The organism is Maricaulis sp. MIT060901 (assembly GCF_047123815.1).
Lineage (GTDB): Bacteria > Pseudomonadota > Alphaproteobacteria > Caulobacterales > Maricaulaceae > Maricaulis.
Map to the genome: position 1 here is coordinate 3,187,904 of NZ_CP138920.1, position 25,225 is coordinate 3,213,128.

General features: G+C 59.4%; 26 protein-coding genes, 1 tRNA gene and 1 pseudogene. 21 read left to right on the forward strand and 7 right to left on the reverse strand.

Going from position 1 to position 25,225, the window contains the following annotated elements:
* Window positions 1-3: 3 nt before the first annotated feature.
* From SIC17_RS15755 to bioF, 3 genes and pseudogenes are all read right to left on the reverse strand, one after another.
* Window positions 4-1,737 carry a DUF1800 domain-containing protein gene (locus SIC17_RS15755; protein ID WP_291896051.1) on the reverse strand — a complete coding sequence of 578 codons (1,734 nt, stop codon included), beginning with the start codon at window positions 1,735-1,737 and terminating at the stop codon, window positions 4-6.
* Between the two features lie 175 nt (window positions 1,738-1,912).
* A complete protein-coding gene (bioD, locus tag SIC17_RS15760) occupies window positions 1,913-2,575 on the reverse strand; it encodes a dethiobiotin synthase (protein WP_291896050.1) in 663 nt (220 codons plus the stop codon).
* A pseudogene (bioF, locus tag SIC17_RS15765) lies at window positions 2,572-3,749 on the reverse strand (8-amino-7-oxononanoate synthase). Before bioF ends, bioD begins: the two are co-directional and overlap by 4 nt.
* A 43-nt stretch (window positions 3,750-3,792) precedes the next feature.
* Between bioF and SIC17_RS15770 the strand changes: the two are divergent.
* The 6 genes from SIC17_RS15770 (at window position 3,793) to SIC17_RS15795 (ending at window position 7,556) form a co-directional block, all read left to right on the forward strand.
* On the forward strand, window positions 3,793-5,082 hold the full coding sequence (locus SIC17_RS15770) for an adenosylmethionine--8-amino-7-oxononanoate transaminase (protein WP_412545965.1): 1,290 nt from the start codon (window positions 3,793-3,795) through the stop codon (window positions 5,080-5,082).
* A 58-nt stretch (window positions 5,083-5,140) separates the two neighbouring features.
* Complete coding sequence (locus SIC17_RS15775) at window positions 5,141-5,470, forward strand: ArsR/SmtB family transcription factor (protein ID WP_412545966.1); 330 nt, start codon at window positions 5,141-5,143, stop codon at window positions 5,468-5,470.
* Window positions 5,467-5,865 carry an ArsI/CadI family heavy metal resistance metalloenzyme gene (locus SIC17_RS15780; protein ID WP_412545967.1) on the forward strand — a complete coding sequence of 133 codons (399 nt, stop codon included), beginning with the start codon at window positions 5,467-5,469 and terminating at the stop codon, window positions 5,863-5,865. Before SIC17_RS15775 ends, SIC17_RS15780 begins: the two co-directional genes overlap by 4 nt.
* 97 nt (window positions 5,866-5,962) lie before the next feature.
* Window positions 5,963-6,039 (forward strand) — tRNA-Asp (locus tag SIC17_RS15785).
* Between the two features lie 181 nt (window positions 6,040-6,220).
* The gene (locus SIC17_RS15790; protein WP_412545968.1) at window positions 6,221-6,748 is read left to right on the forward strand and encodes a hypothetical protein; all 528 of its coding nucleotides are present in this window, start codon (window positions 6,221-6,223) and stop codon (window positions 6,746-6,748) included.
* 106 nt (window positions 6,749-6,854) lie between these two features.
* Window positions 6,855-7,556: a GyrI-like domain-containing protein gene (locus SIC17_RS15795; protein WP_412545969.1), complete on the forward strand. Its 702-nt coding sequence runs from the start codon at window positions 6,855-6,857 to the stop codon at window positions 7,554-7,556.
* On the opposite strand, the gene SIC17_RS15800 is transcribed toward SIC17_RS15795, so the two are convergent.
* The 4 genes from SIC17_RS15800 to SIC17_RS15815 all read right to left on the reverse strand — a co-directional run bounded on the left by SIC17_RS15800 (window position 7,488) and on the right by SIC17_RS15815 (window position 11,135).
* Entirely contained in the window at window positions 7,488-7,916 is a 429-nt protein-coding gene (locus SIC17_RS15800; protein ID WP_291896039.1) for a hypothetical protein, read from the reverse strand. The two genes, SIC17_RS15795 and SIC17_RS15800, sit on opposite strands and share 69 nt — an antisense overlap.
* A 14-nt stretch (window positions 7,917-7,930) precedes the next feature.
* Window positions 7,931-9,484, reverse strand: a complete 1,554-nt coding sequence (locus SIC17_RS15805) for an AbgT family transporter (protein WP_412545970.1) — start codon at window positions 9,482-9,484, stop codon at window positions 7,931-7,933.
* A gap of 90 nt (window positions 9,485-9,574) precedes the next feature.
* Window positions 9,575-10,408, reverse strand: a complete 834-nt coding sequence (locus tag SIC17_RS15810; protein ID WP_412545971.1) for a metal-dependent hydrolase — start codon at window positions 10,406-10,408, stop codon at window positions 9,575-9,577.
* 52 nt (window positions 10,409-10,460) lie between these two features.
* Window positions 10,461-11,135 (reverse strand): DUF599 domain-containing protein, encoded by a 675-nt coding sequence (locus SIC17_RS15815; RefSeq protein WP_412545972.1) that lies wholly within the window; start codon window positions 11,133-11,135, stop codon window positions 10,461-10,463.
* A 126-nt stretch (window positions 11,136-11,261) separates the two neighbouring features.
* Between SIC17_RS15815 and SIC17_RS15820 the strand changes: the two genes are divergently transcribed.
* From SIC17_RS15820 to SIC17_RS15890, 15 genes are all read left to right on the forward strand, one after another.
* Window positions 11,262-11,714 (forward strand): hypothetical protein, encoded by a 453-nt coding sequence (locus SIC17_RS15820; RefSeq protein ID WP_291896033.1) that lies wholly within the window; start codon window positions 11,262-11,264, stop codon window positions 11,712-11,714.
* Between the two features lie 228 nt (window positions 11,715-11,942).
* The gene (locus SIC17_RS15825) at window positions 11,943-12,311 is read left to right on the forward strand and encodes an NADH-quinone oxidoreductase subunit A (RefSeq protein ID WP_291896032.1); all 369 of its coding nucleotides are present in this window, start codon (window positions 11,943-11,945) and stop codon (window positions 12,309-12,311) included.
* Between the two features lie 3 nt (window positions 12,312-12,314).
* The gene (locus tag SIC17_RS15830) at window positions 12,315-12,878 is read left to right on the forward strand and encodes a NuoB/complex I 20 kDa subunit family protein (protein ID WP_291896030.1); all 564 of its coding nucleotides are present in this window, start codon (window positions 12,315-12,317) and stop codon (window positions 12,876-12,878) included.
* Window positions 12,879-12,899: 21 nt separating this feature from the next.
* The gene (locus tag SIC17_RS15835; protein WP_412545973.1) at window positions 12,900-13,502 is read left to right on the forward strand and encodes an NADH-quinone oxidoreductase subunit C; all 603 of its coding nucleotides are present in this window, start codon (window positions 12,900-12,902) and stop codon (window positions 13,500-13,502) included.
* Between the two features lie 3 nt (window positions 13,503-13,505).
* Window positions 13,506-14,708, forward strand: coding sequence for an NADH-quinone oxidoreductase subunit D (locus SIC17_RS15840; RefSeq protein WP_291896026.1), 1,203 nt, complete (start codon window positions 13,506-13,508; stop codon window positions 14,706-14,708).
* Complete coding sequence (nuoE, locus tag SIC17_RS15845; protein WP_412545974.1) at window positions 14,705-15,370, forward strand: NADH-quinone oxidoreductase subunit NuoE; 666 nt, start codon at window positions 14,705-14,707, stop codon at window positions 15,368-15,370. Before SIC17_RS15840 ends, nuoE begins: the two co-directional genes overlap by 4 nt.
* A gap of 2 nt (window positions 15,371-15,372) precedes the next feature.
* The gene (nuoF, locus tag SIC17_RS15850) at window positions 15,373-16,686 is read left to right on the forward strand and encodes an NADH-quinone oxidoreductase subunit NuoF (RefSeq protein ID WP_291896022.1); all 1,314 of its coding nucleotides are present in this window, start codon (window positions 15,373-15,375) and stop codon (window positions 16,684-16,686) included.
* Window positions 16,687-16,691: 5 nt separating this feature from the next.
* Window positions 16,692-16,901 carry a hypothetical protein gene (locus SIC17_RS15855; protein ID WP_291896020.1) on the forward strand — a complete coding sequence of 70 codons (210 nt, stop codon included), beginning with the start codon at window positions 16,692-16,694 and terminating at the stop codon, window positions 16,899-16,901.
* 3 nt (window positions 16,902-16,904) lie between these two features.
* Window positions 16,905-18,998, forward strand: coding sequence for an NADH-quinone oxidoreductase subunit NuoG (nuoG, locus tag SIC17_RS15860; protein ID WP_412545975.1), 2,094 nt, complete (start codon window positions 16,905-16,907; stop codon window positions 18,996-18,998).
* A 6-nt stretch (window positions 18,999-19,004) separates the two neighbouring features.
* On the forward strand, window positions 19,005-20,084 hold the full coding sequence (nuoH, locus tag SIC17_RS15865) for an NADH-quinone oxidoreductase subunit NuoH (RefSeq protein WP_291896015.1): 1,080 nt from the start codon (window positions 19,005-19,007) through the stop codon (window positions 20,082-20,084).
* Between the two features lie 5 nt (window positions 20,085-20,089).
* Window positions 20,090-20,578 carry an NADH-quinone oxidoreductase subunit NuoI gene (gene nuoI, locus SIC17_RS15870; protein ID WP_291898774.1) on the forward strand — a complete coding sequence of 163 codons (489 nt, stop codon included), beginning with the start codon at window positions 20,090-20,092 and terminating at the stop codon, window positions 20,576-20,578.
* A gap of 42 nt (window positions 20,579-20,620) precedes the next feature.
* Window positions 20,621-21,232, forward strand: coding sequence for an NADH-quinone oxidoreductase subunit J (locus tag SIC17_RS15875; protein ID WP_412545976.1), 612 nt, complete (start codon window positions 20,621-20,623; stop codon window positions 21,230-21,232).
* Window positions 21,232-21,540 (forward strand): NADH-quinone oxidoreductase subunit NuoK, encoded by a 309-nt coding sequence (gene nuoK / locus SIC17_RS15880; RefSeq protein ID WP_300866700.1) that lies wholly within the window; start codon window positions 21,232-21,234, stop codon window positions 21,538-21,540. The genes SIC17_RS15875 and nuoK overlap by 1 nt, the downstream gene beginning before the upstream one ends.
* A gap of 5 nt (window positions 21,541-21,545) precedes the next feature.
* Window positions 21,546-23,696 (forward strand): NADH-quinone oxidoreductase subunit L, encoded by a 2,151-nt coding sequence (gene nuoL / locus SIC17_RS15885; RefSeq protein ID WP_412545977.1) that lies wholly within the window; start codon window positions 21,546-21,548, stop codon window positions 23,694-23,696.
* Window position 23,697: 1 nt separating this feature from the next.
* On the forward strand, window positions 23,698-25,215 hold the full coding sequence (locus SIC17_RS15890) for an NADH-quinone oxidoreductase subunit M (RefSeq protein ID WP_291896003.1): 1,518 nt from the start codon (window positions 23,698-23,700) through the stop codon (window positions 25,213-25,215).
* Window positions 25,216-25,225 lie beyond the last annotated feature (10 nt).

Below are 25,225 nucleotides of genomic sequence, written 5' to 3' on the forward strand. Positions count from 1 at the left end.
CCCCTAGCGCTGAACAATGTAGTCGGGTGAGGTGAGAATGAGCAGGACGGCCGTCTGCACCCGCCCCCTCTGCCCGGGGCCGGGGTCCTCGCCATCGATCACGATCGTCTCGAGGATGTCTGACATTCGGGTGCGGGTTTCCACGCTCAAAGTTCCTGCTGTGAATGTCATGTCGAGCCAGTCGATCAAGGCATTGATATCGCCTGCGATCGCCATCTCATCGTCATAGACCGGGTGGAAGCCGAGGGTTTCAGTCCGGTCATCGCCCCAGGTGGCGTCTGTGATGAAGGCACTCAGGAAATTGGTGAAACCGATGATGCTGGCCTCGTTGACGATCTGGAGTTCGGGGGCGGTCAGTCCCGCTGCCCCGGTCGCAGATCCAGGCGCGATGTAGCCCGGTCGGTAGAAATTGAAGACTGATGGCGACCGGAAAGGGTGCTGCCCGAGCGTGCCGTTGGAGGAGGTGTCCCACAGGAAATCCTCGCGCCAGGCTTCAGAGCCGGTTATGTGGAAGGCGCGTGCCCAGTGTACAAAGCGCAGAACCGGTTCCCGCACCTTGCCGAACTCGTTGGGCGCTGTTGCCGGATCCTGGCGGGCTTCATCATCCATCAGGATTGCGGCAAGCGTAGCTGCAAGGTCTCCGCGCTGGCCTGTTCCCACATTCTGTCCATCGGGGAATTGATAGCTGCCGTTCTCGAACACGGTCGCCACGCGTTGGACATAGGCCGGTGTCGGATGGCTGGTGGTGAACCGCTGGATCAGCTGGCGGCTGATAAAGGGCGCGAGGTTGGGATGATTGAAGAGCGTATCCAGGGCGATGTCGATACTGGTTTCGGCATCGGTATTCGCGGGAATTGTCGTTTCCAGGAAAGTTTTCTCGCTCGTCGAGTGATAGTCCGGAAAAATCTGGAGCGGCGTGTAGTAGATGCTCTCATCATCCCCGGACGGCCAGTAATTTTCGCCGCGCAGGCCCAGGCCTGTGAAGACCCGGGCGAGGCCGGTTACATCGGTATTGTCATAGGTCTCAACCGGGCGGCCCTCATTGTCGGTGACGACGCTGCCATCCATGCGCAGTTCGACCAGGCCGATGGTGAAGAGTTGCATGATCTCGCGTGCGTAATTCTCGTCGGGGACGCGGCCATTCTCCATATTCTCGCGAACATTGTAGAGATAGGTCAGATAGGCTGACATGGCCGGCGAATAGGTAACCTCCTCGAGGATGTCCCGGTAATTGCCAAAGGCATTGCGGATGAGAATGTCCATGTAGTGGGCGGTGGTCAGTGGGCGGCCGGCCAGTACAGAACCCTGGCCCTCCGAGACAACCAGGATTTGCGAGAGCGCATAGGCCATGCGCTGCCGTAACTGATCATCGCCATCGATCAGACCTGCCCAATAGGCGTCCGAAGCCCCCCGGAAGGTCGAGAAATCGTTGAGAACGCCATTGGCGATCAAAGCGTCTAGGTGCAGCGTCGCCGGTCGGGTCAGCTGATCTCGGTACCAGAGCGAAAACGTGCTGACCGACAGATCTTCGATTTCCTCGTAAGTCGGGCCGAACGTCGCCTGCCCAAGGAATTTGGAAGATTGTTCCAGCGTCGGGCTTTGATTCTGCGGAGGTGGGGGAGGCGGCGTTGTTCCACCGCCGCTACCCGAGCCACTACCTGATCCACCACCGCCGCCACTACAGGCAGCAACGACAAGACCCAGTCCAAGGGCCGCGACACGAACAATACTGCGCATACTTTCCCCGCTGGAAATGCTCCGGCCCAATCTGTGCGGGCAGGAGTTTGCGATCTCTCCAAGACATTCTGAGGATGATTATACGGATTGGAAGGCGATTCCCGTCGCCCGAAAGGTTCACATCGTAAACTCGACGTGATTGGCCAGGCGGGAAGTTGACTCAGATTGCGCTGACCTAGTCACGCAAGGCGAGGTCGACGATCCGGAGCAATCGTTCCGGGCGGTTCGCGTCGTATTCGATGATCTCGGCGCGCGGGGAGAACCGGCGAAGGCTGGCTGCCGTTTCATTTGCCTCGACCGGATCGCCGGGACGTGGATTGATGATGACAGCAGCGCGGCCGTCCAGCACGCGTAGTGCCGTCAGCGTGTGGGATATCGTGCCCAGATAATTACCGGTCACCAGGACCGGAAAGGCGTCGAGTTCCCGCAACAGGTCGAGATTGAGACCGTCTTGTGCGATCGGAGACATGATGCCGCCGGCTCCTTCGACAAAGGTCGGGCGGCTTGAACTGCACTGGTCACTGCACCAGGAGGCGATCGGGTCAAGTGTCAGTTCGCGCTGTTCACGGCGCGCGGCCATGTCAGGCGAGAGCGCAGCCTTGAATCGCCACGGCGTGGTTTTCTTGAGCGTCTCGGCATCCATTGTGCCGCCATTGGCGCGGATCAACCGGGCCGAATCGGATTCCAGAGCGTTAGAGTTGTCGAAACCCGACAGGACGGGTTTGAGAACACGGGCGCGGCCGCCAACGGAACGGTAGATTTCCAGCAGGGCACACAGCACGTGTGTCTTGCCGATGTCGGTTCCGGTTCCGGTAAAAAAGATCGGTCTGCGGTTCACGCTGTCTCCGAGGTCTCCTCAAGGATCACTCGCACGCATTGCGCCAGTCGGTCAATGTCCGCCTCGACATGGGTGGCCGAGAAGGTGATGCGCAGGCGTGCGGTGCCGCGCGGAACGGTCGGTGGCCGAATGGCGGTGACCAGAAAACCTTCATCCTGCAATGCCATGGACGCGTTGAGCGCGCGGCTTTCCGATCCCAGCAGTACCGGCACAATGGGAGAGGCCGGAGCCGGCAGGCCCGCTGCAGCGCAAAAACGCCTCGCCAGCGTGAGTGGGCGCTCCCGGCGTTCCGCATCGCGCTCAACGATGTCCAGCGCCGCGAGAGCGGCAGCGATGCTGGCTGGGGGCAGCGCCGTGGTGAAGACCAGCGGCCGTGCACGGGTGCGCAGCAGCTCGCAGACATTGCGCGAGGCGCACAGATAACCACCATAACTGCCCAGTGCCTTGGACAATGTTCCCATTTGAAGGGGGGCAGGGCGGGAGGCGAGAACTGCGCGGACGAGCCCTTGCCGTCACCAACAACGCCGACAGCATGAGCGTCATCCACCAGTGTCCAGGTGTCGTACTCATCAGCCAGAGCGAGCAGTTCGGGCAGGGGAGCGAAATCGCCGTCCATGGAAAACACGCCATCGGTCATGATCATGGCATGGCGAAAGTCTGCGCGCTCGGCAGACAGGATCTCGCGGGCGTGCACCAGGTCGTTGTGACGGAACTTGCGTATCTCCGCCCGGGAGAGCTCCGCACCCGCATGGATGCAGGCATGGGCCAGCTCGTCCACCAGAACCAGGTCACCCGAGCCCAGCAGGGCGGGTGCGATGGCCAGATTGGCCAGATAGCCCGAGCCGAAAACGATACAGTCCTCGCTGCCTTTCAGTGCGGCCAGGCGGCGCTCAAGTTCAAACAGCAGGTGGTGCCCGCCGGTGACCAGTCGGGACGCACCCGAGCCGGCACCATATTTTGCGGCGGCCTGCTGGGCGGCGCTGATCACTTCGGGATCATTGGCCAGGCCCAGATAGTCGTTCGAGCAGAAATTCACATAGGTTTGACCATCGCGCTCGACCTGCATGCCGGCGGAATTATTGGATTCCTGGAGCCGGCGGCGCAGCTGGCGTTTTTCCAGCCCGGCCAGCTTGCGGGACGTGAAACGTTCAAGCGATGGCGAAATTGATTGCATATGGGCCCTGTCGCACAGATTTCCCGCCTGCTAAAGCCCGGTCATGACCCAAAACACACCTGATCTGCCTTTCAACATTGCCGACCATCATGTCTGGCGCCCCTATACCCAGATGAAATCCACACCGCCGGCACTGAAGGTGCGTTCAGCAGAAGGTGTATTCATCGAGCTGGAAGATGGTCGTCGCCTCATTGATGGCGTCTCGTCCTGGTGGACGGTGTGCCACGGCTATCGCCACCCGCACATCATGGCCGCCGTGAAGGATCAGATCGACAAGGTACCCCATGTCATGCTCGGCGGCTTCACGCATGAACCAGCGCAAACGCTCGCTGCGCGTCTGGCCAGGCTGGCGCCAGGAGATCTCAACCACGTCTTCTTTTGCGAGAGCGGATCTGTCTCGGTCGAGATCGGCATGAAGATTGCGATCCAGTCCTGGATCAATCGCGGTGAGCGCGGCCATACGAAATTCGTCTGTTTCAAGGGTGGCTACCATGGCGACACGCTGGCGACGATGTCTGTGTGTGACCCGGAGGAGGGCATGCACAGCCTGTTTGCAGGCGGGCTGCAGCAACAGATCGTGACGGACCTCCCGCGCGACGCAGACAGCCGGGCCCGGTTTGAAAACCTGGTTGCCGAACACAAGGCTGAGATCGCGGGCATCATCACCGAACCTCTGGTCCAGGGTGCGGGCGGGATGAAATTCCACGCGCCCGAAACGCTGCAATTCCTGCGTGAGATCTGTGATCGACATGGACTGCCGTTGATTCTGGACGAGATCATGACCGGGTTTGGACGTCTCGGGACGATGTTTGCCTGCGAGAAGGCCGGTGTGGTCCCGGACATCATGACTGTGTCGAAGGCGTTGACCGGCGGGACCTTGCCTCTGGCCGCAGCGATCGCGTCCTCCCGGCTGTTTGCCGATTTCTGGTCGGACGATGCCGGTGCGGCGCTGATGCACGGGCCGACCTATATGGGCAATCCGGCCGCCTGCGCCGCAGCCAACGCGTCCATTGACCTGTTTGAAAACGAGCCGCGACTTGAGCAGGTCGCCGCCATCGAGGCGGTGTTTGCGGAACAACTTCCCGAGGCGTGGGAGTTTGCGGGCATTGTTGATGTCCGCTGGCAGGGCGCTATCGGTGTGATGGAATTTGAAAGCCTGCCGGATCTGGAATCCCTCAAGGCGCGGTTTGTCGATGCTGGTGTCTGGGTGAGGCCGTTTGGAAACATCATCTATCTGATGCCGCCCTATGTGATTTCCCGAGATGAGCTCGACCAACTCATCTCGGCAACGCTCTTGGTGACCAGGTCCTGGGCGAGCGAGCATTTCAGTTAAATTTCCAAAAATGTGAAAATGACCTTGTGTCGATATTTATTTTCACTACATTGGAAATATGAAAAAGATTGACGCTATCTCCGCCCTGGGCGCTCTTGCCCATGATTCCCGTCTCGATATCTTCCGACTGCTCGTCAGCTGGGAAGCGGATGACCCATCGAAGGCCGGGCTTGCTGCCGGGGCGATTGCGGACGAATTATCCCTGCCGGCACCCACAGCCTCCTTTCATCTGAAAGAGCTTTCCCGGGCCGGGCTGGTCGCGGGCACACGGCGGGGGCGTTCGATAATCTATCGGGCACAGCTGGACACACTGCGTTCGGTAGCCGATTTCCTGCTGCACGATTGCTGCAGCGCTTCCTCCCCCAGAATCAGGAGTATCACGCCATGAAACGTCTTCATGTCAGCTTCAATGTCGAGGACCTCGACAGATCCATCGCCTTTTACACCCAGTTGTTCGGCACCGAACCCACGATTGTCCGTGAAGGCTATGCCAAATGGCTGGTCGAGGATCCGCGCATGAATTTTGTCATTGAGGAAACGGCAGACGCACATGGCTTTACCCATGCCGGCCTGCAAGCCGAGAGCGAGGACGAACTCAATGCGGTGTTTGACCGTATGAAATCCGCGGAGGCGCCATATTTGCCCGAAGGTATGACGACGTGTTGTTATCACAAGTCCGAGAAGAGCTGGACGGCTGATCCCGATGGCGTGATGTGGGAGGCTTTCTTCACACACCACCAGACCGAGGACTATGGAAAGGCGCCTGAATTTGCGGCGAAATAGGAGCTTGTGCAGTTCAAGCTGCATTGCCTGCTGAAAGTCGCTTGACCCAGCGCCAGCACGCGCATAAACAGCACTCCTCGCTTCGGCGAGCCACATTGCGGGTGTAGCTCAGTTGGTTAGAGCGCCGGCCTGTCACGCCGGAGGTCGCGGGTTCGAGTCCCGTCACTCGCGCCACTTCTTTTCAGAGGTGGCTGGACCAGAAAAAGCCGCTCATTCGGGCGGCTTTTTTCTATTCCTTACGCTTGGAATGCGCTTTCTTTCCTGATCGGTTGCCTTAAGAACTGACGGTGGGTACCGATCGATTGCGGCCGCGTCTTTGGCGGGGCTTAGCTGTGTGGAGTTGGGGGAAAATTCAATGATAACAACAGTTGTTGCGGTGTCGTTCGTTGGGCTCTCGCTTACGGTGACTCAGGATGTGCATTCACGCCACGAGCAGTACGGCGCGTATCGCTATGACGGTTTCTCAGTTTCCGGCGAATTATGGGCGAGGACAGCGCGCTGTGCTGCGGCGGCCTACAATCAGGAAAACTATGCTCTTTACTGGTACTTTCAGAATTTCAGCACCCCGTTAGCGATTGAGTACTTCACACAACAGCATGCGCTGCGCGTTCGCGAAGACCCGACTGGAATGGTCGGTGATTTTGGCCCTGAGTTTGAGGCGGGTTATCGACTCCGGCAGATCATGCATGAGGTCGAAGTAGAGATTACCCACCGGTGGTGGACGGATCGGGAATACGGCGTTCAACAGTCCCGTGAGGACGTCGCTGAGTATTTCTACAGTCTATATAGCTGCATGGACGTCGAATACATAGCCTGCGAGTATCAGTTTCCCGGGCAATGCGGCGGACCACCAGACCATCAGGTGTTCGACGACGAGTATTGATTGGGCGCGAGTCCAGTCACTCTGAGTAGCTTGCAAGCCTAACAAGTTTTAACTTCCATTTCCCCTTCGCCGCGGTGAGAGTTTTCGCTCACCTCGGAGGGTGATCGTGACAAAAATTGATATGAAGAAGGAAGACCGCTGTTTCTACAGCGGCCGGAAGGGGCGTTTTGACATCGTCACCGTACCGGAAATGAACTTCCTGCAGATTGACGGCAAGGGCGATCCGAATGCGTCGAAGGCGTTTTCAAGCGCCGTGGCGGCGCTGTTTGCGCTGTCCTACAACATCAAATTTCATTCCAAGCTGGAACTGCAGCGTGATTATGCGGTGATGCCGCTGGAAGCGTTGTGGTGGGCCGAGGATGAGGCCGTGTTCCAGCGTCGGGAAAAGGATGAATGGCTGTGGACGGCCATGATCCGCCAGCCGGACTGGATTGAACTGGCGCTGCTGGACAGCGTGCTGGAAGCCACGGTGGCCAAGATCAATCGCAAGCGTGAAGCGGCGACGGACGAGGGCACGCTGCGGCGTGTTCGCCTGGCGCGCTGGAGCGAGGGTGAATGTGTCCAGACCCTGCATCTTGGAAGTTTTGATTCCGAGGGGCCGGTGCTGGAGGAAATGCACGGCAGTTTCATCCCGAAGGCCGGCGCCAGCATGCGCGGAAAGCACCACGAGATCTATCTCAGTGACTTGCGCCGCACGCCCTCTGACCGCCTGCGTACGATCCTGCGTCAGCCTGTCGAGCTATCGCAGGGCGGGATTTCGGCGCAGCGCGAATGCGACCAGGTAGACGTAAACGAAGAGCTGGCCTGAGAAGACGAAGAAGCCCAGTTGTGAGGCCGTTTCAGGTACCGTGTTGATCAGCAGCACCCAGTCGACCACGGCCGCCAGGATGGCGAAGGCATAGGTGATGAGAACAAGGTTGCTTCCGCGCCAGGCCAGAACGAGGCTGGGCAGGGTAAGCGCGATCGCCGTGTAGAAGGCGATGTCATTCCAGATTGAAAGTGTGTCCTGCATCGCCCCTGTGTCCACCACGGGGGCCTGCGGCGTCATGCCAAGCTTCATCAGGACATCAAGGACCAGCCAGGCACCGGAATAGACAAAAATGGCGAGCATCGTGCCAAACGCGATCCAGAAGACCGGGTTACGACGATGCTCGCCAGATGTGTTCATGCGGATGTCTCCGCCTAGTTGCTGCCGCTTGTCAGCGTGCTCGGATCAATCGTGACCGGGGCAAAGCCCGGGCCCAGCGGCAGATCCAGCACAACGAAGATACCCAGCACCGACATCGACACGATCAGGATCGCGATCGAATAGGGCAGCATGGTCGCGATCAGGCTGCCGAGACCGAATTCCGGCATGTAACGGCGTGCAAAGACCAGAACCAGCGGCATGTAGGGCATCAGCGGCGTGATGATATTGGTGGCGCCATCGCCGACACGGTAGGCGGCGGTTGTCGCGTCCGGTCCGATCCCCAGCAACATGAGCATGGGGACCGCGACAGGCGCCAGCATCGCCCATTTGGCCGAGGCCGATCCGACAAACAGGTTCAGCACAGCGGTCAGGAGCACCATCGCGATCAGCAGGACGGGCGCTGGCAGACCGGATTCCTGGAGCGTTGACGCACCGGTTATCGCCAGGATGGTGCCCAGATTGGACGAGCCGAACTGGTCCAGGAAAAGCGCCATCGTGAAGGCCAGGACGATGTAAACGCCCATGTCGGCCATAGCATCGGACGACATTTTAACAACATCCTTGTCGGACTTTACCGTGCCCGCTGCGAGGCCATAGGCAAGCCCAGCGACCAAGAAGGCCACGAGAGAGATACCGACAATGGAATTGTAGAACGGTCCGAGCGGGTTCAGTTCGCTGGTCGGGTCACGCAGGATGCCATTTTCAGGCACAACCATCATGGCTACGCCGATGAACAACGCCAGAAGAACAACGCCCGCGAACATGAGCCCGCGGCTTTCCGCAGCGCTCAGTTTCGTGGACGGCTGTCCGGCTTCGTCATCCGAACCGGACATGACGCCATTCCATTCGCCCAGGCGCGGCTCGACGATCGCATTGGTGACATAGGTGCCGGCAATTACCACCATCGGCGTCAGTGCCATGATGAAGTAATAGTTAGACGCGATGTTGAGATTCCAGCTCGGATCGATGAACTGCGCGGCCTGTTGGGTGATGCCAAGCAGGAGCGGTTCGAGCGGTGTGATCAACAGGTTTGCTGAAAAACCGGCGGAAACACCGGCAAACGTCGCGGCGATACCAGCGACCGGGTGGCGACCAACTGCCGCAAAGACAATTCCACCAAGCGGGATGAGCACGACATAACCCGCATCGACGGCGAGATTGCCCATCACGCCAGCAAAGACGAGGGTCGCAGTCAGAAGCGGTCCCGGAACCCAGCTGACCATGGCGCGCAGGCCGGCAGCAAACAAACCGGTACGTTCAGCAACGCCGGCACCGATCATGACGACCAGGACAAGGCCGAGTGGTGGGAAGTTGACGAAAATGCGTGTGATATCTGTCAGCAGGTGACGAATATTCTCGCCGCTCAACAATGATTGAGCTGCGATAGTGTCGCCGGTGACCGGGTGGGTTGCTTCCAGGCCGGAACCGGCTGCGAAGACTGAAACCGTGACCACGATCCCGATCAGGATCAGAAAGATCGTTACGGGATCCGGTAGTCGGTTCCCCGCTTTCTCAACCATGTTGAGAATTGAATTGCCAATGCTCACCTTGAAACTCCCCTCAAACGCTCAAGACTTGTGCCCGATGTGGCTCAAAGAGATAAAACGAATGGGGGGGCGGGGCCAGCCATTTTGGCGTCAGACGAGGTCTAGGCGTTGCTGGGCGTCTGCGATGAGTGCGCGATCATCGACCTGCCAGGGATGAAATCCGGGCCGAAAATAGGCCAGCCAGGCCAGGAATACGCGCCGTACCAGCCCCGGTTTGCCCCACAGGAGCCAGGCCAGTTTCCAGCGGGCCTTGAAGCCGATTATCCCGTCCTGTTCGAGCAAATCCAGAGCTTCGCGCCAGCGGCCGGTGATGAAATTGCGGGAGACATTGAGGAAGGTCATCGAGCGGATCATCCAGCGCTTGAACTTCGGCACGTCCCGCGTGGCATGGCGATATATGTCGAAGGCGACGGCCTTGTGCTCAATCTCTTCAATGGCGTGCCAGCCCCACATGCGCTGGGCTTCCCTGTCGGCACCGTTGAGCAATTCGGGCTGTTTCAGCGCAGAATGAGCAAAAATGGCTGTGAAATGTTCCAGCGCCGTCGTGAGGCCGAGTTGAACGACCGGATGCGTTTCGCGTGCCTGGTCGAGACGGGCCTGAACCTCCGCCTCCATGTGGCCGATATCGTATCCGGCCTCCTTGACGCGGGCGTTGAAGGCATTGTGTTCGCGGGTGTGGAAAGCCTCCTGTTTGACGAAGGCCTTGATCTGAAGCGCCAGCTGTTCGGGAACCTGTTTTTCAAAGCGCCGCACACTCTCGATGAAGAATGTCTCGCCAGCCGGGAAGGTGACGGAGAGGGCATTGTACCAGGCTGTCGAAATCGGATCGCCGCCTGCCCACCAACGCTCGGCTTTGCTCTCCCGCGCGAATTTCAGATTGCGTGGCGAGATCTCCAGGTCTTGCGGTGTCACAGCTTCAGCCATGTCTGCCTCCCGTAGCGAACAGCGTTCACTTTTTTCCGGCAAGGGCAGGTTGTCAATTTTTCAAAAGGTCCAGCGCCGGGCTGTAGAACTGGCGATAGGCCAGCAGGCTGGCGATCGCTGCCGTGGCCAGGATCTGGGCGAGAGGGCCAGCGATCCAGGCGAGATAGCCGATGGAGAGAAAGAGCGCACGCAGTCCTCGATTGAACTGGCGGCCAGCGAGTACATTCATCTCGCCGGCCAGCTCGGCCTGTCTCAGGCATTGCGCGCCGGGGCTGTCACCACGTTCCACATCCCGCGTCGAGCCCAAAAGGACGGCGCAGTAGTTGATCAGGCGATAGGCCCAGCCGAATTTGAAGAAGGCATAGGCATAGATCACCAGAAGGCCGATGCTCATGACTTCCCATTGGGTTCGAGACCCGACAGCAAGCGCCGGGATGTCGCGGACGGCGGCCATGACATTGTCCAGGGCAGTGAGAAGGGTAAAGGCCGCACCTATTCCCAGCAGCGCGGTTGAGGCGAAAAAAGCGATACCGTTCTGCAAGCCGCTGATGATCTGGCTGTCGACGATGCGGACTTCCCGTGCCGCCATCGCGCTCATCCAGTGTGACCTGTAGCGGTCCATGCGAGCGGACAGGGTGCGGGCTTTCAGGGGGCTGTGGTCCACCAGATACGAAAAAAGGACGGCGATCAGCGCGAAGCCTATAACGCCGTAGTAATCAGCCAGCATAACAATCCCCGTTTTTCCTTCACGCTGACAGATCGGCACGAGTCTGGGCCGGTGCAAAGAGGCAAGGGGACGCTCAGCGTGCACGTCCCTCTATCTGTTTGCCGGTGAAGCGGAAAAGCTCGGCGCATGCGTACATCCAAGGCTTTTCTCGATTTCCAGCTCTGGTCGCTTCGCGCGACCTGGCCGCCCCTGCTTCTGCTGGGCAGTTCGCTGATTATCGCCCTAGCCAGCCCGTTTCTCTGGCTGTCTGTCCTGGCTGTGCTCGGGGTGCTCGTGCTGTCCCTCGATAGTGTGGCCCGATTGCGGGAATTCGTGCGCTTGCGCGCAGTTTTCCAGCACGTCGGCGCTATCGAGGGGCGTGCGCTGGCCGAGTTCCGTCGCTCGCGCTCTTCCTGGTGTTCTCGGCGCGCTGCCATCGCTGCTGCCTATGCGGCTGGCCTTGGTGACCAGGCACGGCAACAGATTCGGGAATGGGGGTACAAGCCCTGGCATATCTTCCCGGACCGCGCGTTTTCGCTGCGCTCGCCCTTTTTGCGTGTGAATTTCTGGAAATCCGTACTCGGGATCACCGCAAAATAGCCCGTTTTCTGCGACCTGTTCGCAACTGGAAACCTCTTTGCGGATAAAGCGGTACAGAACTGAACTCCGGCGGTGTTTTGCCCTTGCCCGAAGCGCCGGTGCGATCTAGCTTCCGGCAAAATTCGGGCGGGGGCTCCCTTTGGCGTTTTTGATTCGCTCCCCGCGGGTCACGCCAGTGTTCCAGATCTTCGCCCGAGAGCTGAAATTCGGACCCGGCGAGTGCTGACCATGGACACGCTTCTTCTCGACTACCTTCCGATCCTCATCTTCTTCGGCATTGCTGCCGTTATCGGGATTGGTTTCATGCTTGCGGCCTTCGTGATCGCACCGTCAAAGCCGGACCCGGAAAAAGTCTCCACCTATGAATGTGGCTTTGAAGCATTCGACGATGCGCGGATGAAGTTCGATGTCCGCTTCTACCTGGTGGCAATCCTTTTCATCATCTTCGACCTGGAAGTCGCCTTCCTCTTCCCATGGGCGGTCACCCTGCGGGAACACCTCGGCGAGTTCGAGTTCTGGTCGATGATGGTTTTCCTCGGCGTGCTGACCATCGGCTTCGTTTACGAGCTGAAAAAAGGCGCGTTGGACTGGGAGTAAGTCATGGCCTCTGATCTCACCCCGAATGGCATGGCCGGACGCGCTGCCGTCCCGCACTATGACCCGAAGAAACACGATCCCTTCTTTGATGGCGTGTCCGACGCCCTCGCTGACAAGGGGTTCGTCGTTGCGGCTGCCGACGATCTCGTCACCTGGGCGCGCACCGGCTCGCTGATGTGGATGACCTTTGGTCTGGCCTGTTGCGCCGTTGAAATGATGCAGGCCTCCATGCCGCGTTACGACGTCGAGCGTTTCGGGTTTGCTCCGCGTGCATCCCCGCGCCAGTCCGACGTGATGATCGTGGCCGGCACGCTGACCAACAAGATGGCTCCGGCCCTGCGCAAGGTCTACGACCAGATGCCCGAGCCGCGCTACGTCATCTCCATGGGGTCCTGTGCCAATGGGGGTGGGTATTACCACTATTCATATTCGGTCGTTCGCGGGTGTGACCGCATCGTGCCGGTAGATGTCTATGTGCCGGGTTGTCCGCCGACAGCCGAGGCGCTGGTTTACGGCATCCTGCAGCTGCAGAAGAAAATCCGCCGCGAAGGCTCGATCGAGCGCTGATCCGCGCACCAGGAGAGATGAATGAGCGAAGCTCTCAAAACGCTGGGTGAACACATCGCCGCCTCTCAGGAGACGGCTGTGACCAACTGGTCAATCGCCCACGGCGAGCTGACGGTTGAGATCCACGACGACCGTATCGAGGACGTCATCCGTTTCCTGCGCGATGACCCGACCTGCCGGTTCACCACGCTGATCGACATCTGTGGTGTCGACTATCCGCAACGCGCCGAGCGTTTCGAGGTCGTCTATCACATGCTGTCCATGCAGCAGAACCAGCGTATCCGCGTGAAACTCTACGTCGACGAGGAGACCCCGGTCGCCTCGATCTGCGACTTGTTCCCGGTCGCCAACTGGTTCGAGCGTGAAGCCTTCGACATGTATGGCATCACATTCTCCAACCACCCGGACCTGCGCCGTCTGCTGACGGACTATGGTTTCGAGGGTTATCCGCTGCGCAAGGACTTCCCGCTGACGGGTTATGTCGAGGTGCGCTGGGATGAAGAAGAAAAACGCGTCGTCTATGAGCCGGTCGAACTGGTCCAGGAATATCGCGACTTTGATTTCATGAGCCCGTGGGAAGGCGCGAAATACGTGCTCCCGGGCGACGAGAAGGCGGAGGGTTAAATCATGGCTGATGATCAGGCGCAAACCTCCGAACGTAACTTCACGATCAATTTCGGTCCCCAGCACCCGGCGGCACACGGTGTTCTGCGCCTCGTGCTGGAGCTGGACGGCGAGGTTGTCGAACGCGTTGACCCGCATATCGGCCTCTTGCACCGCGGTACCGAGAAACTGCTCGAGCACAAGACCTATCTCCAGGGTATCGGCTATTTCGACCGTCTCGACTATGTCGCGCCGATGAACCAGGAGCACGCTTTCTGCATGGCTGCAGAGCGTCTGGCTGGTGTCACCGTGCCGCGCCGTGGCCAGTATATCCGCGTGCTCTATTCGGAAATCGGCCGGATCCTGAACCATCTTCTCAACGTCACCACCCAGGCCATGGATGTGGGCGCGCTGACGCCGCCGCTCTGGGGTTTTGAAGAGCGTGAGAAGCTGATGATCTTCTACGAGCGCGCCTGTGGTGCTCGTATGCACGCGCATTATTTCCGCGTTGGCGGTGTCCACCAGGACCTGCCGCCGCAACTGCTCGCGGACATCCGCCAGTGGTGTGATGATTTTCCCAAGGCGCTGGACGATATCGACAGCCTGCTGACGGAAAACCGCATCTTCAAACAGCGCAATGCCGATATCGGTATCGTCTCCAAGGAAGAGGCCCTGGAATGGGGTTTCTCCGGCGTGATGGTGCGCGGTTCCGGCATGGCCTGGGACCTGCGCCGCGCGCAACCGTATGAAGTTTACGACGAGCTCGAGTTCAACATCCCGGTTGGCAAGAATGGCGATTGTTATGACCGCTATCTCTGCCGCATGGAGGAGATGCGCGAGTCCGTTAAGATCATGATCCAGTGCTGTGACTGGCTGATGCAGGACGAGAACCAGGGTGAGGTGCTGGCCACCGATTCCAAACATTCTCCGCCACGTCGCGCCGAGATGAAACAGTCCATGGAAGCCCTGATCCAGCACTTCAAGCTCTACACCGAGGGTGTGCATGTCGATGCGGGCGAGGTCTATGCCTGTGTGGAAGCGCCCAAGGGCGAGTTTGGCGTCTATCTCGTGGCCGACGGTACCAACAAGCCGTATCGCGTGAAGATCCGCGCGCCGGGCTTTGCCCACCTGTCCGCCATGGACCACCTCAATCGCGGGCACATGCTCGCTGACGTATCCGCCATTATTGGTTCACTGGACGTCGTGTTCGGGGAGATCGACCGATGAGCGTTCGCCGTCTCGCAAAAGAGCAGCCGGATAGCTTCGCCTTCAACAAGAAGAGCGAAGACGAGATCAAGTTCTGGCTGGGCAAGTACCCGGAAGAGAAAAAGGCCTCTGCCGTCATCCCGATGCTGTGGATCGCGCAGAAGCAGGAAAGCTGGGTGTCCGAACCGGCAATCCGCGAAATCGCCTCGCGTCTGGATATGCCCTATATCCGCGTCTACGAAGTCGCGACCTTCTACACCATGTTCAACCTGGCCCCGGTCGGTGAGCATCTGGTCCAGGTCTGTGGCACGACACCGTGCATGCTGCGTGGCTCTGACGAGCTGATCAAGATCTGCAAGAACCGGATCGGCAAGCAGCACGAGATTTCCGAAGACGGCAAGTTCACCTGGGTTGAGGTCGAATGCATGGGCGCCTGCGCCAACGCCCCGATGATCCAGCTCGCCAATGGCGAGGGTGACCATTACATCGAGGATCTCGACGCCGAGAAATTCGAGAAACTGCTCGACGATCTGGCCGCCGGAAACAAGGTCGAGTACGGCCCGCAATCCGAGCGCAACGCGTCCGAGCCGCACGGCACGTCTGTTCTGTCTGATCCGAGCCTCTATGACGGTTCAAAGGCCAAGAAGATCAAGCTGCCGAACACAGAGAAGGCGGAGGGCTGATCATGGTAGAGCTTCTCCAGGATAAAGATCGTATCTTCACCAACCTGTTTGGTCATCACAGCCCGGGGCTGGAGGCTGCCAAACAGCGTGGCGCATGGAATGGCACCAAGGACATCCTTGAACAGGGCCGTCACTGGATCATCGACCAGATGAAAGCCTCCGGCCTGCGTGGCCGCGGTGGCGCCGGTTTCCCGACCGGCCTGAAATGGTCCTTCATGCCGCAGGAAGTGGGCGCGCGTCCGCATTATCTCGTCGTCAATGCCGACGAATCAGAGCCGGGCACGTGTAAGGACCGCGAGATCATGCGTCATGATCCGCACCTCCTGATCGAAGGCTGCATGATCGCCTCCTTCGCGATGCAGGCGCACGCTTGTTACATCTATCTGCGTGGCGAGTACGTCACCGAGCGCCTGGCGCTCGAAAAAGCCGTCAAGGAGGCCTATGAGGCCAAGCTGATCGGCGAGAAGAACACCAATGGCTGGCCGTTCCACGTCTATATCCACCACGGGGCTGGTGCGTATATCTGTGGCGAGGAAACGGCGCTGCTGGAAAGCCTGGAAGGCAAGAAGGGCCAACCGCGCCTGAAGCCGCCATTCCCGGCCAATGCCGGCCTTTATGGCTGCCCGACCACGGTGAACAATGTCGAGTCGATCGCGGTTGCCGGCACCATCCTGCGTCGCGGCGCGGAATGGTTCTCCAGCTTCGGTCGTGAGCGCAATGTCGGCACCAAGATCTTCTCGATCTCGGGTCATGTGAACAATCCCTGTAACGTCGAAGAAGCCATGTCGATCCCGATGAAAACGCTCATCGAGACACATGCCGGCGGTGTTCGCGGGGGCTGGGACAATCTCAAGGCCGTCATTCCTGGTGGTTCCTCGGTTTCCCTGCTGCCCAAGGATATCTGCGACGACGTGCTGATGGATTTCGATGCGCTTTCCGCGCACAAGTCCGGTCTGGGTACGGCTGCCGTCATCGTCATGGACAAGTCCACCGACGTGGTGAAGGCGATTGCCCGGATTTCCTACTTCTACCGTCACGAGAGCTGCGGCCAGTGTACGCCGTGCCGCGAAGGCACCGGCTGGATGTGGCGCGTCCTGACCCGCATGGCGGCAGGCGAGTCCACGATCGAAGAGATCGACATGCTGCTCGACGTCGCCGGCCAGGTAGAAGGTCACACGATCTGTGCCCTGGGTGATGCGGCTGCATGGCCGGTCCAGGGTCTCATTCGCCACTTCCGTCACGAGATTGAAGAGCGGATCAACAATTACCGCGAAGGCAAACCTGTCTTCGTCAGCCAGTCGGTCGCAGCGGAGTGATGGAGATGACTTTCTTCGGCAATCCGCGGTTTATTCCGGTGATGTCCCACAAGGGTGAGAAGATGCTGCTGCGCGTCGACACCATTGCGACCATCCGGGAGCACGACAAGGGCGGCAGCGTCGTCACCTGTCTGCCCAATGCGTCCTATGCCGGCGAATTCAAAGTGCAGAATACGATCGAGGAACTCTCGACCCTGTTGAAGGCGAAAGACTAGGCCATGAGCGAAGATCTCCGCAAAATTATCGTCGATGGCGAGGAAATCGAAGTACCGAATTCCTACACGCTGTTGCAGGCGGCTGAAGAGGCAGGGCGCGAGATTCCGCGCTTCTGTTATCACGAGCGCCTGTCCGTGGCGGGCAATTGCCGCATGTGCCTCGTTGAGCTGGTCGGTGCGCCGAAACCGGCTGCGTCCTGTGCGATGCAGGTGAAAGACATGCGCGGTGGCCCCAATGGTGAGCCGCCGGCGATGAATACGCTGTCCCCGATGGTCAAGAAGGCCCGCGAAGGTGTGATGGAGTTCCTCCTGATCAACCACCCGCTGGATTGCCCGATCTGTGACCAGGGCGGTGAGTGTGACCTGCAGGACCAGGCCCTGGCCTATGGCCGTACCGGTTCCCGTTTCCCGGAGAACAAGCGCGCGGTTGAAGACAAGGAAATGGGTCCGATCATCTCCACCGAGATGACCCGCTGTATCCAGTGTACGCGCTGTGTCCGCTTCGTCACCGAAGTGGCGGGTTCGCCGGAGATCGGCATGATCGGTCGCGGTGAAGATGCTGAAATCACGACCTATCTGGAAAGCGCGGTCGAGAGCGAACTGTCCGGCAATGTCATCGATCTGTGCCCGGTTGGCGCGCTGACATCCAAGCCGTACGCGTTCAACGCGCGTCCGTGGGAGCTGAAAAAGACCGAGACAATCGACGTGATGGACGCGGTTGGCTCGAATATCCGCGTCGACAATCGCGGCCCGGCGGTTCTTCGCATCCTGCCGCGCGTCCATGAGGGCGTGAACGAGGAATGGATCTCCGACAAGACGCGTTACGCCTGGGAAGGCCTGGGCAAACAGCGTCTGGATCGCCCGTATGTGCGTGAAAACGGCAAGCTGCGTCCGTCTGACTGGACCGAGGCTCTGGGCATCGCCGCTGAAAAGCTGGGCGGTGACGCGTCCAAGATCGGTGTTGTTGCCGGCGACATGAACTCTGTTGAAGAGCTCAAGGCCGTCAAGGACCTCGCTGATGCGCTTGGTGTTGCCTCCATCGATTGTCGCCAGGACGGCGCCAAGATCGGTGGCGGTGCCCGTCAGGACTATCTCTTCAATTCCACGATCGCCGGTATCGAGGACGCGGACGCCATCCTGCTGGTTGGCACCAATCCGCGGGTTGAGGCCGCGATCATCAATGCCCGTATCCGCAAGACCTGGCTGAACAATGACACCAAGGTCGGTGTTATCGGTGAAGCTGTTGATCTGACGTATGAATACGAGCATGTCGGCGAAAGCGCCAAGGATCTGGCCGGTCTCAAGAAAAAGCGCTCCGGCTTCATCAAGACGCTGAAAGACGCCAAACGCCCGATGATCATTGTCGGCTCTGGCGCTCTGACCCGCGGTGATGGCGCCCAGGTGCTCAATGCAGCGGGCGATCTGGCGGCTGCGGTCGGCGCGATCAGCGAAGACTGGAATGGTTTCAACGTGCTGCACACGGCTGCATCGCGTGTCGGCGGTCTCGATCTCGGCTTCCTGCCGGGCGAGGGCGGTCATGACGTGGCGGGCATGCAGTCCACGGCGCTGGACACGGTTGTCCTGCTGGGCGCTGACGAGCTGGACATGTCCAGCTTTGGCGATGCCTTTGTGATCTATGTCGGTTCGCACGGCGATAATGGCGCACACCGCGCCGACCTGATCCTGCCGGGCGCCGCCTGGACCGAACAGGACGGTATTTTCGTCAACACCGAGGGTCGTGTTCAGCTGGCTTCGCGTTCCGTCTTCCCGAAAGGCGAAGCGAAAGAGAACTGGGCCATCTTCCGGGCACTGTCCGAGCGCCTCGGCAAGACGCTGCCGTACGACAATCTGGAACAGCTGCGCATGAAACTGTTCGAGGACCATCCGGTCTTCGCCGGTATCGACCATGCGCCGGGCGCTGAAGGCGCTGCCGATTTCGACGCCAAGGCTGTTGGCGAGGCCGGCGATGTCGCGGACGAGGCCTTCACCTCGGCTGTCTCCAACTTCTATTTCACCAACCCGATCGCCCGTGCGTCGGAAACCCTGGCGGCCTGCTCCGCCCTGCGTTCCGAACCGGCCAAGGTCGCAGCGGAGTAAGCCCTGATGAGCGATTTTGTTGCACAATTTGGCGTCTGGGGCGGGTTCGGCATGGCCGTGCTGCAGATCCTGGGTTTCGTGATCGTCCTCCTGATCTCACTGGCCTTCCTCTTGCTGATGGACCGCAAGGTCTGGGCCGCGGTCCAGATGCGCAAGGGCCCGAACGTGGTCGGTGCCTTCGGTCTGCTGCAGTCCTTTGCCGACTTCTTCAAGTTCGTCTTCAAGGAAATCGTGGTCCCGGCCGGCGCGGACCGGTCGATGTACCTGCTGGCGCCGCTGATCACGCTGATCCTCGCCTTTGTGACCTGGGCTGTCGTGCCGGTCGCTCCGGGCTGGGTCATCTCCGACATCAATGTGGGTATTCTCTACCTCTTCGCCATGTCCTCGCTGGGTGTCTACGGCATCATCATCGGTGGCTGGGCGTCGAACTCGAAATACCCCTTCCTGGGCGCGCTGCGCTCGGCGGCACAGATGGTCTCCTACGAGGTTTCCATCGGCTTCATCATCGTCACTGTGCTGCTGTTCGCGGGCTCCATGAGCCTGACGCACATCATCGAGGCTCAGGCGGGTGGTTTCTGGAACTGGAACTTCCTCGCCGGTCGCGCACTGATCGAGGATGGCTGGCCGATGTTCATCGTCATGCTGCCGATGGCGATCATCTTCTTTATCTCGGCCCTGGCCGAGACCAACCGTCCGCCGTTTGACCTGCCGGAGGCCGAATCCGAGCTCGTGGCCGGTTACCAGGTTGAGTATTCCTCGACCCCGTACCTGCTTTTCATGGTCGGCGAGTATCTCAACATTGTCCTGATGTGTGCCATGACGACGATCCTGTTCTTCGGGGGCTGGAACCCGCCGTTCGAACTCGACACGTCCAGCTGGCCGTATCTCGTCTCCAGCCTGTGGTACTTCTTCTGGTTTGCCATCAAGGTTGTCTTCTTCTTCTTCATGTTCGCCATGGTGAAGGCTCTCGTACCGCGTTACCGCTATGACCAGCTGATGCGCCTGGGTTGGAAAATCTTCCTGCCGGCCTCTCTCGTCGCGGTTGCCGTGGTTGGCGCCTACATCGTCTACGGCGCTCAAGGGTGATTGTGATGAGCCGTATCTCTCAAGCTATCCGTGGCGCGCTCCTGATGGATTTCTGGTCCGCATTCGGACTGGGCATGCGCTATTTCTTCAAGAAGAAGGCGACGCTGAACTATCCCTTCGAGAAGGGTCCGCTCAGCCCGCGCTTCCGTGGCCAGCACGCTCTGCGTCGCTACGCCAACGGCGAAGAGCGCTGCATTGCCTGCAAACTCTGCGAGGCAATCTGTCCGGCGCAGGCCATCACCATCGAGGCCGAACCGCGTGAAGACGGCTCCCGCCGCACCACGCGCTACGACATCGACATGACCAAATGCATCTATTGCGGTTTCTGCCAGGAGGCGTGCCCGGTGGATGCAGTGGTGGAAGGTCCGAACTTCGAATTCGCGGCCGAGACCCGCGAAGAACTCTATTACGATAAGGCGAAACTGCTCGAAAACGGTGACCGTTGGGAACGCGAAATCGCCAAGAACCTGGAACTTGATGCACCTTACCGCTGATCTGTCGGTGCATTGTAAAACTTGAGAATGGAAGAGGGCGCCATGCTCGCATCCCTGGCCTTCTGGGCCTTTTCCGGTGTCGCGATTGTCTCGGCCTTGATGGTCGTCATCGCGCGTAACCCGGTCAGGTCTGTACTATTCCTGATCCTCGCCTTTTTCTCGGCAGCGGGTCTTTTCGTACTGCTGGGCGCGGAATTCCTCGCCATGCTGCTGATCGTTGTCTATGTCGGCGCGGTCGCGGTGCTCTTCCTCTTCGTCGTCATGATGCTTGACGTTGATTTCACCGAGCTGAAACAGGGTTTCCTGGAATACGCGCCGCTCGGTGCCATCGTCGCCCTGATCCTGGCCATCGAGCTGGCCATGATCGGCCTGACCTGGCGCGCTTCCGAACAGGCCGAGGCGCTGCGCGCTGCGGTGATGCCGGACGGTGTCTCCAACGTCGAGGCGCTCGGGATGATCCTGTATGACGACTACATCTATTTCTTCCAGGCTTCCGGCCTCGTCCTGCTGGTTGCCATGATTGGTGCCATCGTGCTGACGCTGCGCCACAAGCCGCATGTGAAACGTCAGAGCGTCTCCGCTCAGGTCGGTCGCCGTCGCGAAGACGCGGTCGAGCTTGTTAACGTCAAACCGGGACAGGGGATTGGAGAATGATGGAAGTCGGTCTGGGCCATTATCTGGCTGTTGCCGCGATACTGTTCACCATCGGTGTCTTCGGCATTTTCGTGAACCGCAAGAACGTCATCGTCATCCTGATGTCGGTCGAGCTGATCCTTCTGTCCGTGAACGTCAATCTGGTGGCTTTCTCCAGCTTCCTCGGTGATCTCGCCGGCCAGGTCTTCGCACTCTTCGTGCTGACCGTGGCTGCCGCCGAAGCCGCTGTGGGGCTCGCCATCCTCGTCGTCTACTTCCGCAACCGGGGTGATATCTCGGTTGAGGGCGTCAACCTGATGAAGGGCTAGGAAACATGGCACCCTACATCGTTGTCTTCGGACCGCTCCTGGCGTCCATCATCGCCGGCCTGTTCGGCAATATCATCGGGCATCGCGTCTCGCAGATCGTCACGACCTTCTTTGTCGTGCTCGCTGCAGCGCTGTCCTGGTATCTTTTCTTCGACGTAGCCCTGGGCGGCCATACGGCGACCCTGCATCTGGCGACGTGGATGAGTGTCGGCAATTTCGATGTCTCCTGGGACATCAAGCTGGACACGCTCTCTGCGACCATGCTGATCGTCGTCAACACGGTCTCCGCGCTCGTGCACATCTATTCCTGGGGCTATATGTCCCACGACCCGCACCGCGCGCGTTTCTTCTCCTATCTGTCGCTCTTCACCTTCGCCATGCTGATGCTGGTGACCTCCGACAACTTCCTTCAGCTCTTCTTCGGCTGGGAAGGTGTGGGCCTGGCCTCCTATCTGCTCATCGGTTTCTGGTACAAGAAGAAGTCCGCCAACGACGCCGCCATCAAGGCCTTCGTCACCAACCGTGTCGGTGATTTCGGCTTTGCCCTGGGTATCATGGCGCTGTTCCACGTCTTCGGATCAGTGGATTTCGACGTCGTTTTCAGCCACGTCGCCGACCATTCCGAGACGGTGCTGGCCTTTGCCGGTATGGAGTTCAACGCGATCGAGCTGATCGCCTTCCTCCTGTTCATCGGTGCGATGGGCAAGTCGGCCCAGTTCTTCCTGCACGTCTGGCTGCCGGACGCAATGGAAGGCCCGACGCCGGTCTCCGCCCTTATCCACGCTGCGACCATGGTCACCGCCGGTGTCTTCCTGGTCTGCCGTGCTTTCCCGATCTACGAAGCTGCACCGATGGCCTCTGCCATTGTCACGGTGATCGGTGCGACGACGGCGATCTTTGCTGCAACGATCGGCCTGGCCCAGAACGACATCAAGCGCGTTGTCGCCTATTCGACCTGTTCCCAGCTTGGTTACATGTTCTTCGCCGCGGGCCTTGGCCTTTACTCGGCAGCGATGTTTCACCTGTTCACGCACGCTTTCTTCAAGGCGCTCCTGTTCCTTGGATGTGGCGCCGTCATTCACGGCCTGCATGACGAGCAGGACATGCGCAAGATGGGCGGTCTCTACAAGATGATGCCGATGACCTGGGTGCTGATGCTGATCGGTACGCTGGCGTTGACCGGTGTCGGTATTCCGCCGTTCACCCTGGGTGGTTGGGAATTCGATGGTATCGGCTTTGCCGGTTTCTACTCGAAGGACATGATCATCGAGGAAGCCTTTATGATGGGCCAGGAAGGAAAGTTCTTCGGAATGGGTGCTTTCTGGATCGGTATCGGTGCAGCCCTGCTGACCAGCTTCTATTCCTGGCGCCTGATCTTCATGACCTTCCACGGCAAATTCCGTGGCAAGCAGTCCGACTACGAGCACGCCCACGACAGTGGCTGGGTCATGACCGGCCCGCTGGTCCTGCTGGCGATCGGTGCTGTCTTTGCGGGCGGCCTGTTCAAGGACAGCTTTGTCGGCAAGGATGCCTTTGCATACTGGGGCGACAGCCTGCCGGCAGGCCCCTATGCCGAGGGCAATTACCCCGAATACGCTGAAGCCTATGCGTCGGGTGGTTATGCGGGCGACAGCCATGCGGCTGACGATCACGCAGCGAGCTCCGAGGAGCATGCAGCTGATACCCATGCCGCTCCGGCTCATGCCGACAACACGCACGCGGATGAAAGCCATGGCGATGAAGGTCATCACGGTCACCATCCGCCGACCTGGGTGTTGTGGATGCCGTTTGGCGTGACCTGGCTTGGTTTCGGCCTGGCGGTCTGGTTCTACATCGTCAAGGAAGGCATTGGTGCGCGCATCGCTGCCAATGGCGGTCCTGTCCACGCTTTCCTGTCCAACAAATGGTATTTCGACGAGATCTATCAGTTTGTCTTCGTGAAAGGCTCGAAAGGGCTGGGCGATTTGTTCTGGAAGGTCGGCGATGTACGCATCATCGACGGTTTCGGACCCAATGGTTTTGCCGCAACGACCATGGCCACGGCACGCCGTATCGCCAAGGCTCAGTCCGGCTTCCTCTATCACTACGCATTCGTCATGCTGATCGGCGTACTGGGCTTCACGCTCTGGATCGTCGCCGGCGCAGGAGGCAACTAGAATGTTCGGCGAGATCGAATCCCTGCTTACCGTTCTCACCTTTGTGCCGACGCTCGGCGCGCTGGTGATTGCCTATCTGCGTTTCACGACGCGGGCGGAAAACCAGGACATCACGGATCGCAATTCCCGCGCCGTGGCCCTGTGGACGACGCTCATCACCTTTGGCATTTCCTGCCTGATGTTGTGGGAGTTCGACCCGTCGGTCTCCGGCTTCCAGATGATCCACGAGGTCACCTGGCTGGAGCAGATCGGCCTGGGTTACCGCATGGGTGTTGACGGCATCTCGGTCCTGTTCGTCATGCTGACGACATTCCTGATGCCGATCTGTATCCTGGCGTCCGGTGCGATCAAGAAACGCGTCGCCGACTACATGATTGCCTTCCTGCTGCTGGAGACGCTGATGATCGGCGTCTTCACGGCACTGGACCTGGTTCTGTTCTACATCTTCTTCGAAGGTGGCCTGATCCCGATGTTCATCATCATCGGTGTCTGGGGTGGTCAGAACCGTGTCTATGCGGCCTTCAAATTCTTCCTCTACACCCTGTTCGGCTCGGTGCTGATGTTGGTGGCTATGATCTACATGTTCTTGGATGCAGGTACGACGAACATCATTACGCTGCTCGATCATCCGTTCGACATCGATGTCCAGACCTGGCTGTGGCTCGCCTTCTTCGCGTCCTTCGCGGTGAAAATGCCGATGTGGCCGGTGCATACCTGGCTGCCCGACGCGCACGTACAGGCGCCGACGGCAGGCTCGGTCATCCTGGCCGGCGTGCTGCTGAAAATGGGTGGTTACGGCTTCCTGCGTTTCTCACTGCCGATGTTCCCCAATGCGAGCGATTATTTCGCGCCGCTGGTCTTTGGCCTGTCGATCATCGCCATCATCTATACCTCGCTGGTGGCGTTCCGGCAGACGGATATCAAGAAACTGATTGCCTATTCGTCAGTTGCTCACATGGGTTTTGTGACCATGGGCCTGTTCGCCATGAATGACGTCGGCGTTCAGGGCGCGATCTTCCAGATGATCTCCCACGGCTTCATCTCCGGTGCGCTCTTCCTGTGTGTCGGCGTTATCTATGATCGCATGCACACACGCGAGATTGCCTTCTATGGTGGTCTGGTACACCGCATGCCGGTTTATGCCGCGCTCTTCGCGCTCTTCACCATGGCCAATGTCGGCTTGCCGGGTACGTCGGGCTTTGTCGGCGAGATCATGACCATGGTCGGCGCCTATCAGGTCAGCTGGTGGATCGCTACCGGCGCAGCCGCTGGCGTCATCCTGTCAGCCATGTACATGCTGACCGTCTACCGCAATGTCGTGTTTGGCGAGATGACCAATCCCAAGCTGGAGACGATCACCGATGTCGATGGCAGGGAATCCGCAATGCTGGGCATTCTTGCCATCGCAACGCTGGTTCTGGGGGTGTCGTCCACACTGATCACCGATATCACCGCGGCTTCGGTCGACAATCTGATTTCCAACTACCAAGCGGCCCTTGAAGCCGCAGCAGCCCAGTAAGAGGGGCCTG

Excerpts from the sequence above, each read along its gene's own strand:
- nuoL (WP_412545977.1), top strand. The coding sequence starts at position 21,546 with ATGGCACCCTACATCGTTGTCTTCGGACCGCTCCTGGCGTCCATCATC.
- nuoE (WP_412545974.1), top strand. The coding sequence starts at position 14,705 with ATGAGCGTTCGCCGTCTCGCAAAAGAGCAGCCGGATAGCTTCGCCTTC.
- SIC17_RS15775 (WP_412545966.1), top strand. The coding sequence starts at position 5,141 with ATGAAAAAGATTGACGCTATCTCCGCCCTGGGCGCTCTTGCCCATGAT.
- nuoI (WP_291898774.1), top strand. The coding sequence starts at position 20,090 with ATGAGCCGTATCTCTCAAGCTATCCGTGGCGCGCTCCTGATGGATTTC.
- nuoH (WP_291896015.1), top strand. The coding sequence starts at position 19,005 with ATGAGCGATTTTGTTGCACAATTTGGCGTCTGGGGCGGGTTCGGCATG.
- SIC17_RS15820 (WP_291896033.1), top strand. The coding sequence starts at position 11,262 with ATGCGTACATCCAAGGCTTTTCTCGATTTCCAGCTCTGGTCGCTTCGC.
- SIC17_RS15810 (WP_412545971.1), bottom strand. The coding sequence starts at position 10,408 with ATGGCTGAAGCTGTGACACCGCAAGACCTGGAGATCTCGCCACGCAAT.
- SIC17_RS15755 (WP_291896051.1), bottom strand. The coding sequence starts at position 1,737 with ATGCGCAGTATTGTTCGTGTCGCGGCCCTTGGACTGGGTCTTGTCGTT.
- SIC17_RS15875 (WP_412545976.1), top strand. The coding sequence starts at position 20,621 with ATGCTCGCATCCCTGGCCTTCTGGGCCTTTTCCGGTGTCGCGATTGTC.
- nuoF (WP_291896022.1), top strand. The coding sequence starts at position 15,373 with ATGGTAGAGCTTCTCCAGGATAAAGATCGTATCTTCACCAACCTGTTT.
- SIC17_RS15800 (WP_291896039.1), bottom strand. The coding sequence starts at position 7,916 with ATGAACACATCTGGCGAGCATCGTCGTAACCCGGTCTTCTGGATCGCG.
- SIC17_RS15855 (WP_291896020.1), top strand. The coding sequence starts at position 16,692 with ATGACTTTCTTCGGCAATCCGCGGTTTATTCCGGTGATGTCCCACAAG.
- SIC17_RS15835 (WP_412545973.1), top strand. The coding sequence starts at position 12,900 with ATGAGCGAAGCTCTCAAAACGCTGGGTGAACACATCGCCGCCTCTCAG.
- SIC17_RS15815 (WP_412545972.1), bottom strand. The coding sequence starts at position 11,135 with ATGCTGGCTGATTACTACGGCGTTATAGGCTTCGCGCTGATCGCCGTC.
- SIC17_RS15890 (WP_291896003.1), top strand. The coding sequence starts at position 23,698 with ATGTTCGGCGAGATCGAATCCCTGCTTACCGTTCTCACCTTTGTGCCG.
- nuoK (WP_300866700.1), top strand. The coding sequence starts at position 21,232 with ATGGAAGTCGGTCTGGGCCATTATCTGGCTGTTGCCGCGATACTGTTC.
- SIC17_RS15840 (WP_291896026.1), top strand. The coding sequence starts at position 13,506 with ATGGCTGATGATCAGGCGCAAACCTCCGAACGTAACTTCACGATCAAT.
- SIC17_RS15770 (WP_412545965.1), top strand. The coding sequence starts at position 3,793 with ATGACCCAAAACACACCTGATCTGCCTTTCAACATTGCCGACCATCAT.
- SIC17_RS15830 (WP_291896030.1), top strand. The coding sequence starts at position 12,315 with ATGGCCTCTGATCTCACCCCGAATGGCATGGCCGGACGCGCTGCCGTC.
- nuoG (WP_412545975.1), top strand. The coding sequence starts at position 16,905 with ATGAGCGAAGATCTCCGCAAAATTATCGTCGATGGCGAGGAAATCGAA.
- SIC17_RS15790 (WP_412545968.1), top strand. The coding sequence starts at position 6,221 with ATGATAACAACAGTTGTTGCGGTGTCGTTCGTTGGGCTCTCGCTTACG.
- SIC17_RS15780 (WP_412545967.1), top strand. The coding sequence starts at position 5,467 with ATGAAACGTCTTCATGTCAGCTTCAATGTCGAGGACCTCGACAGATCC.
- SIC17_RS15825 (WP_291896032.1), top strand. The coding sequence starts at position 11,943 with ATGGACACGCTTCTTCTCGACTACCTTCCGATCCTCATCTTCTTCGGC.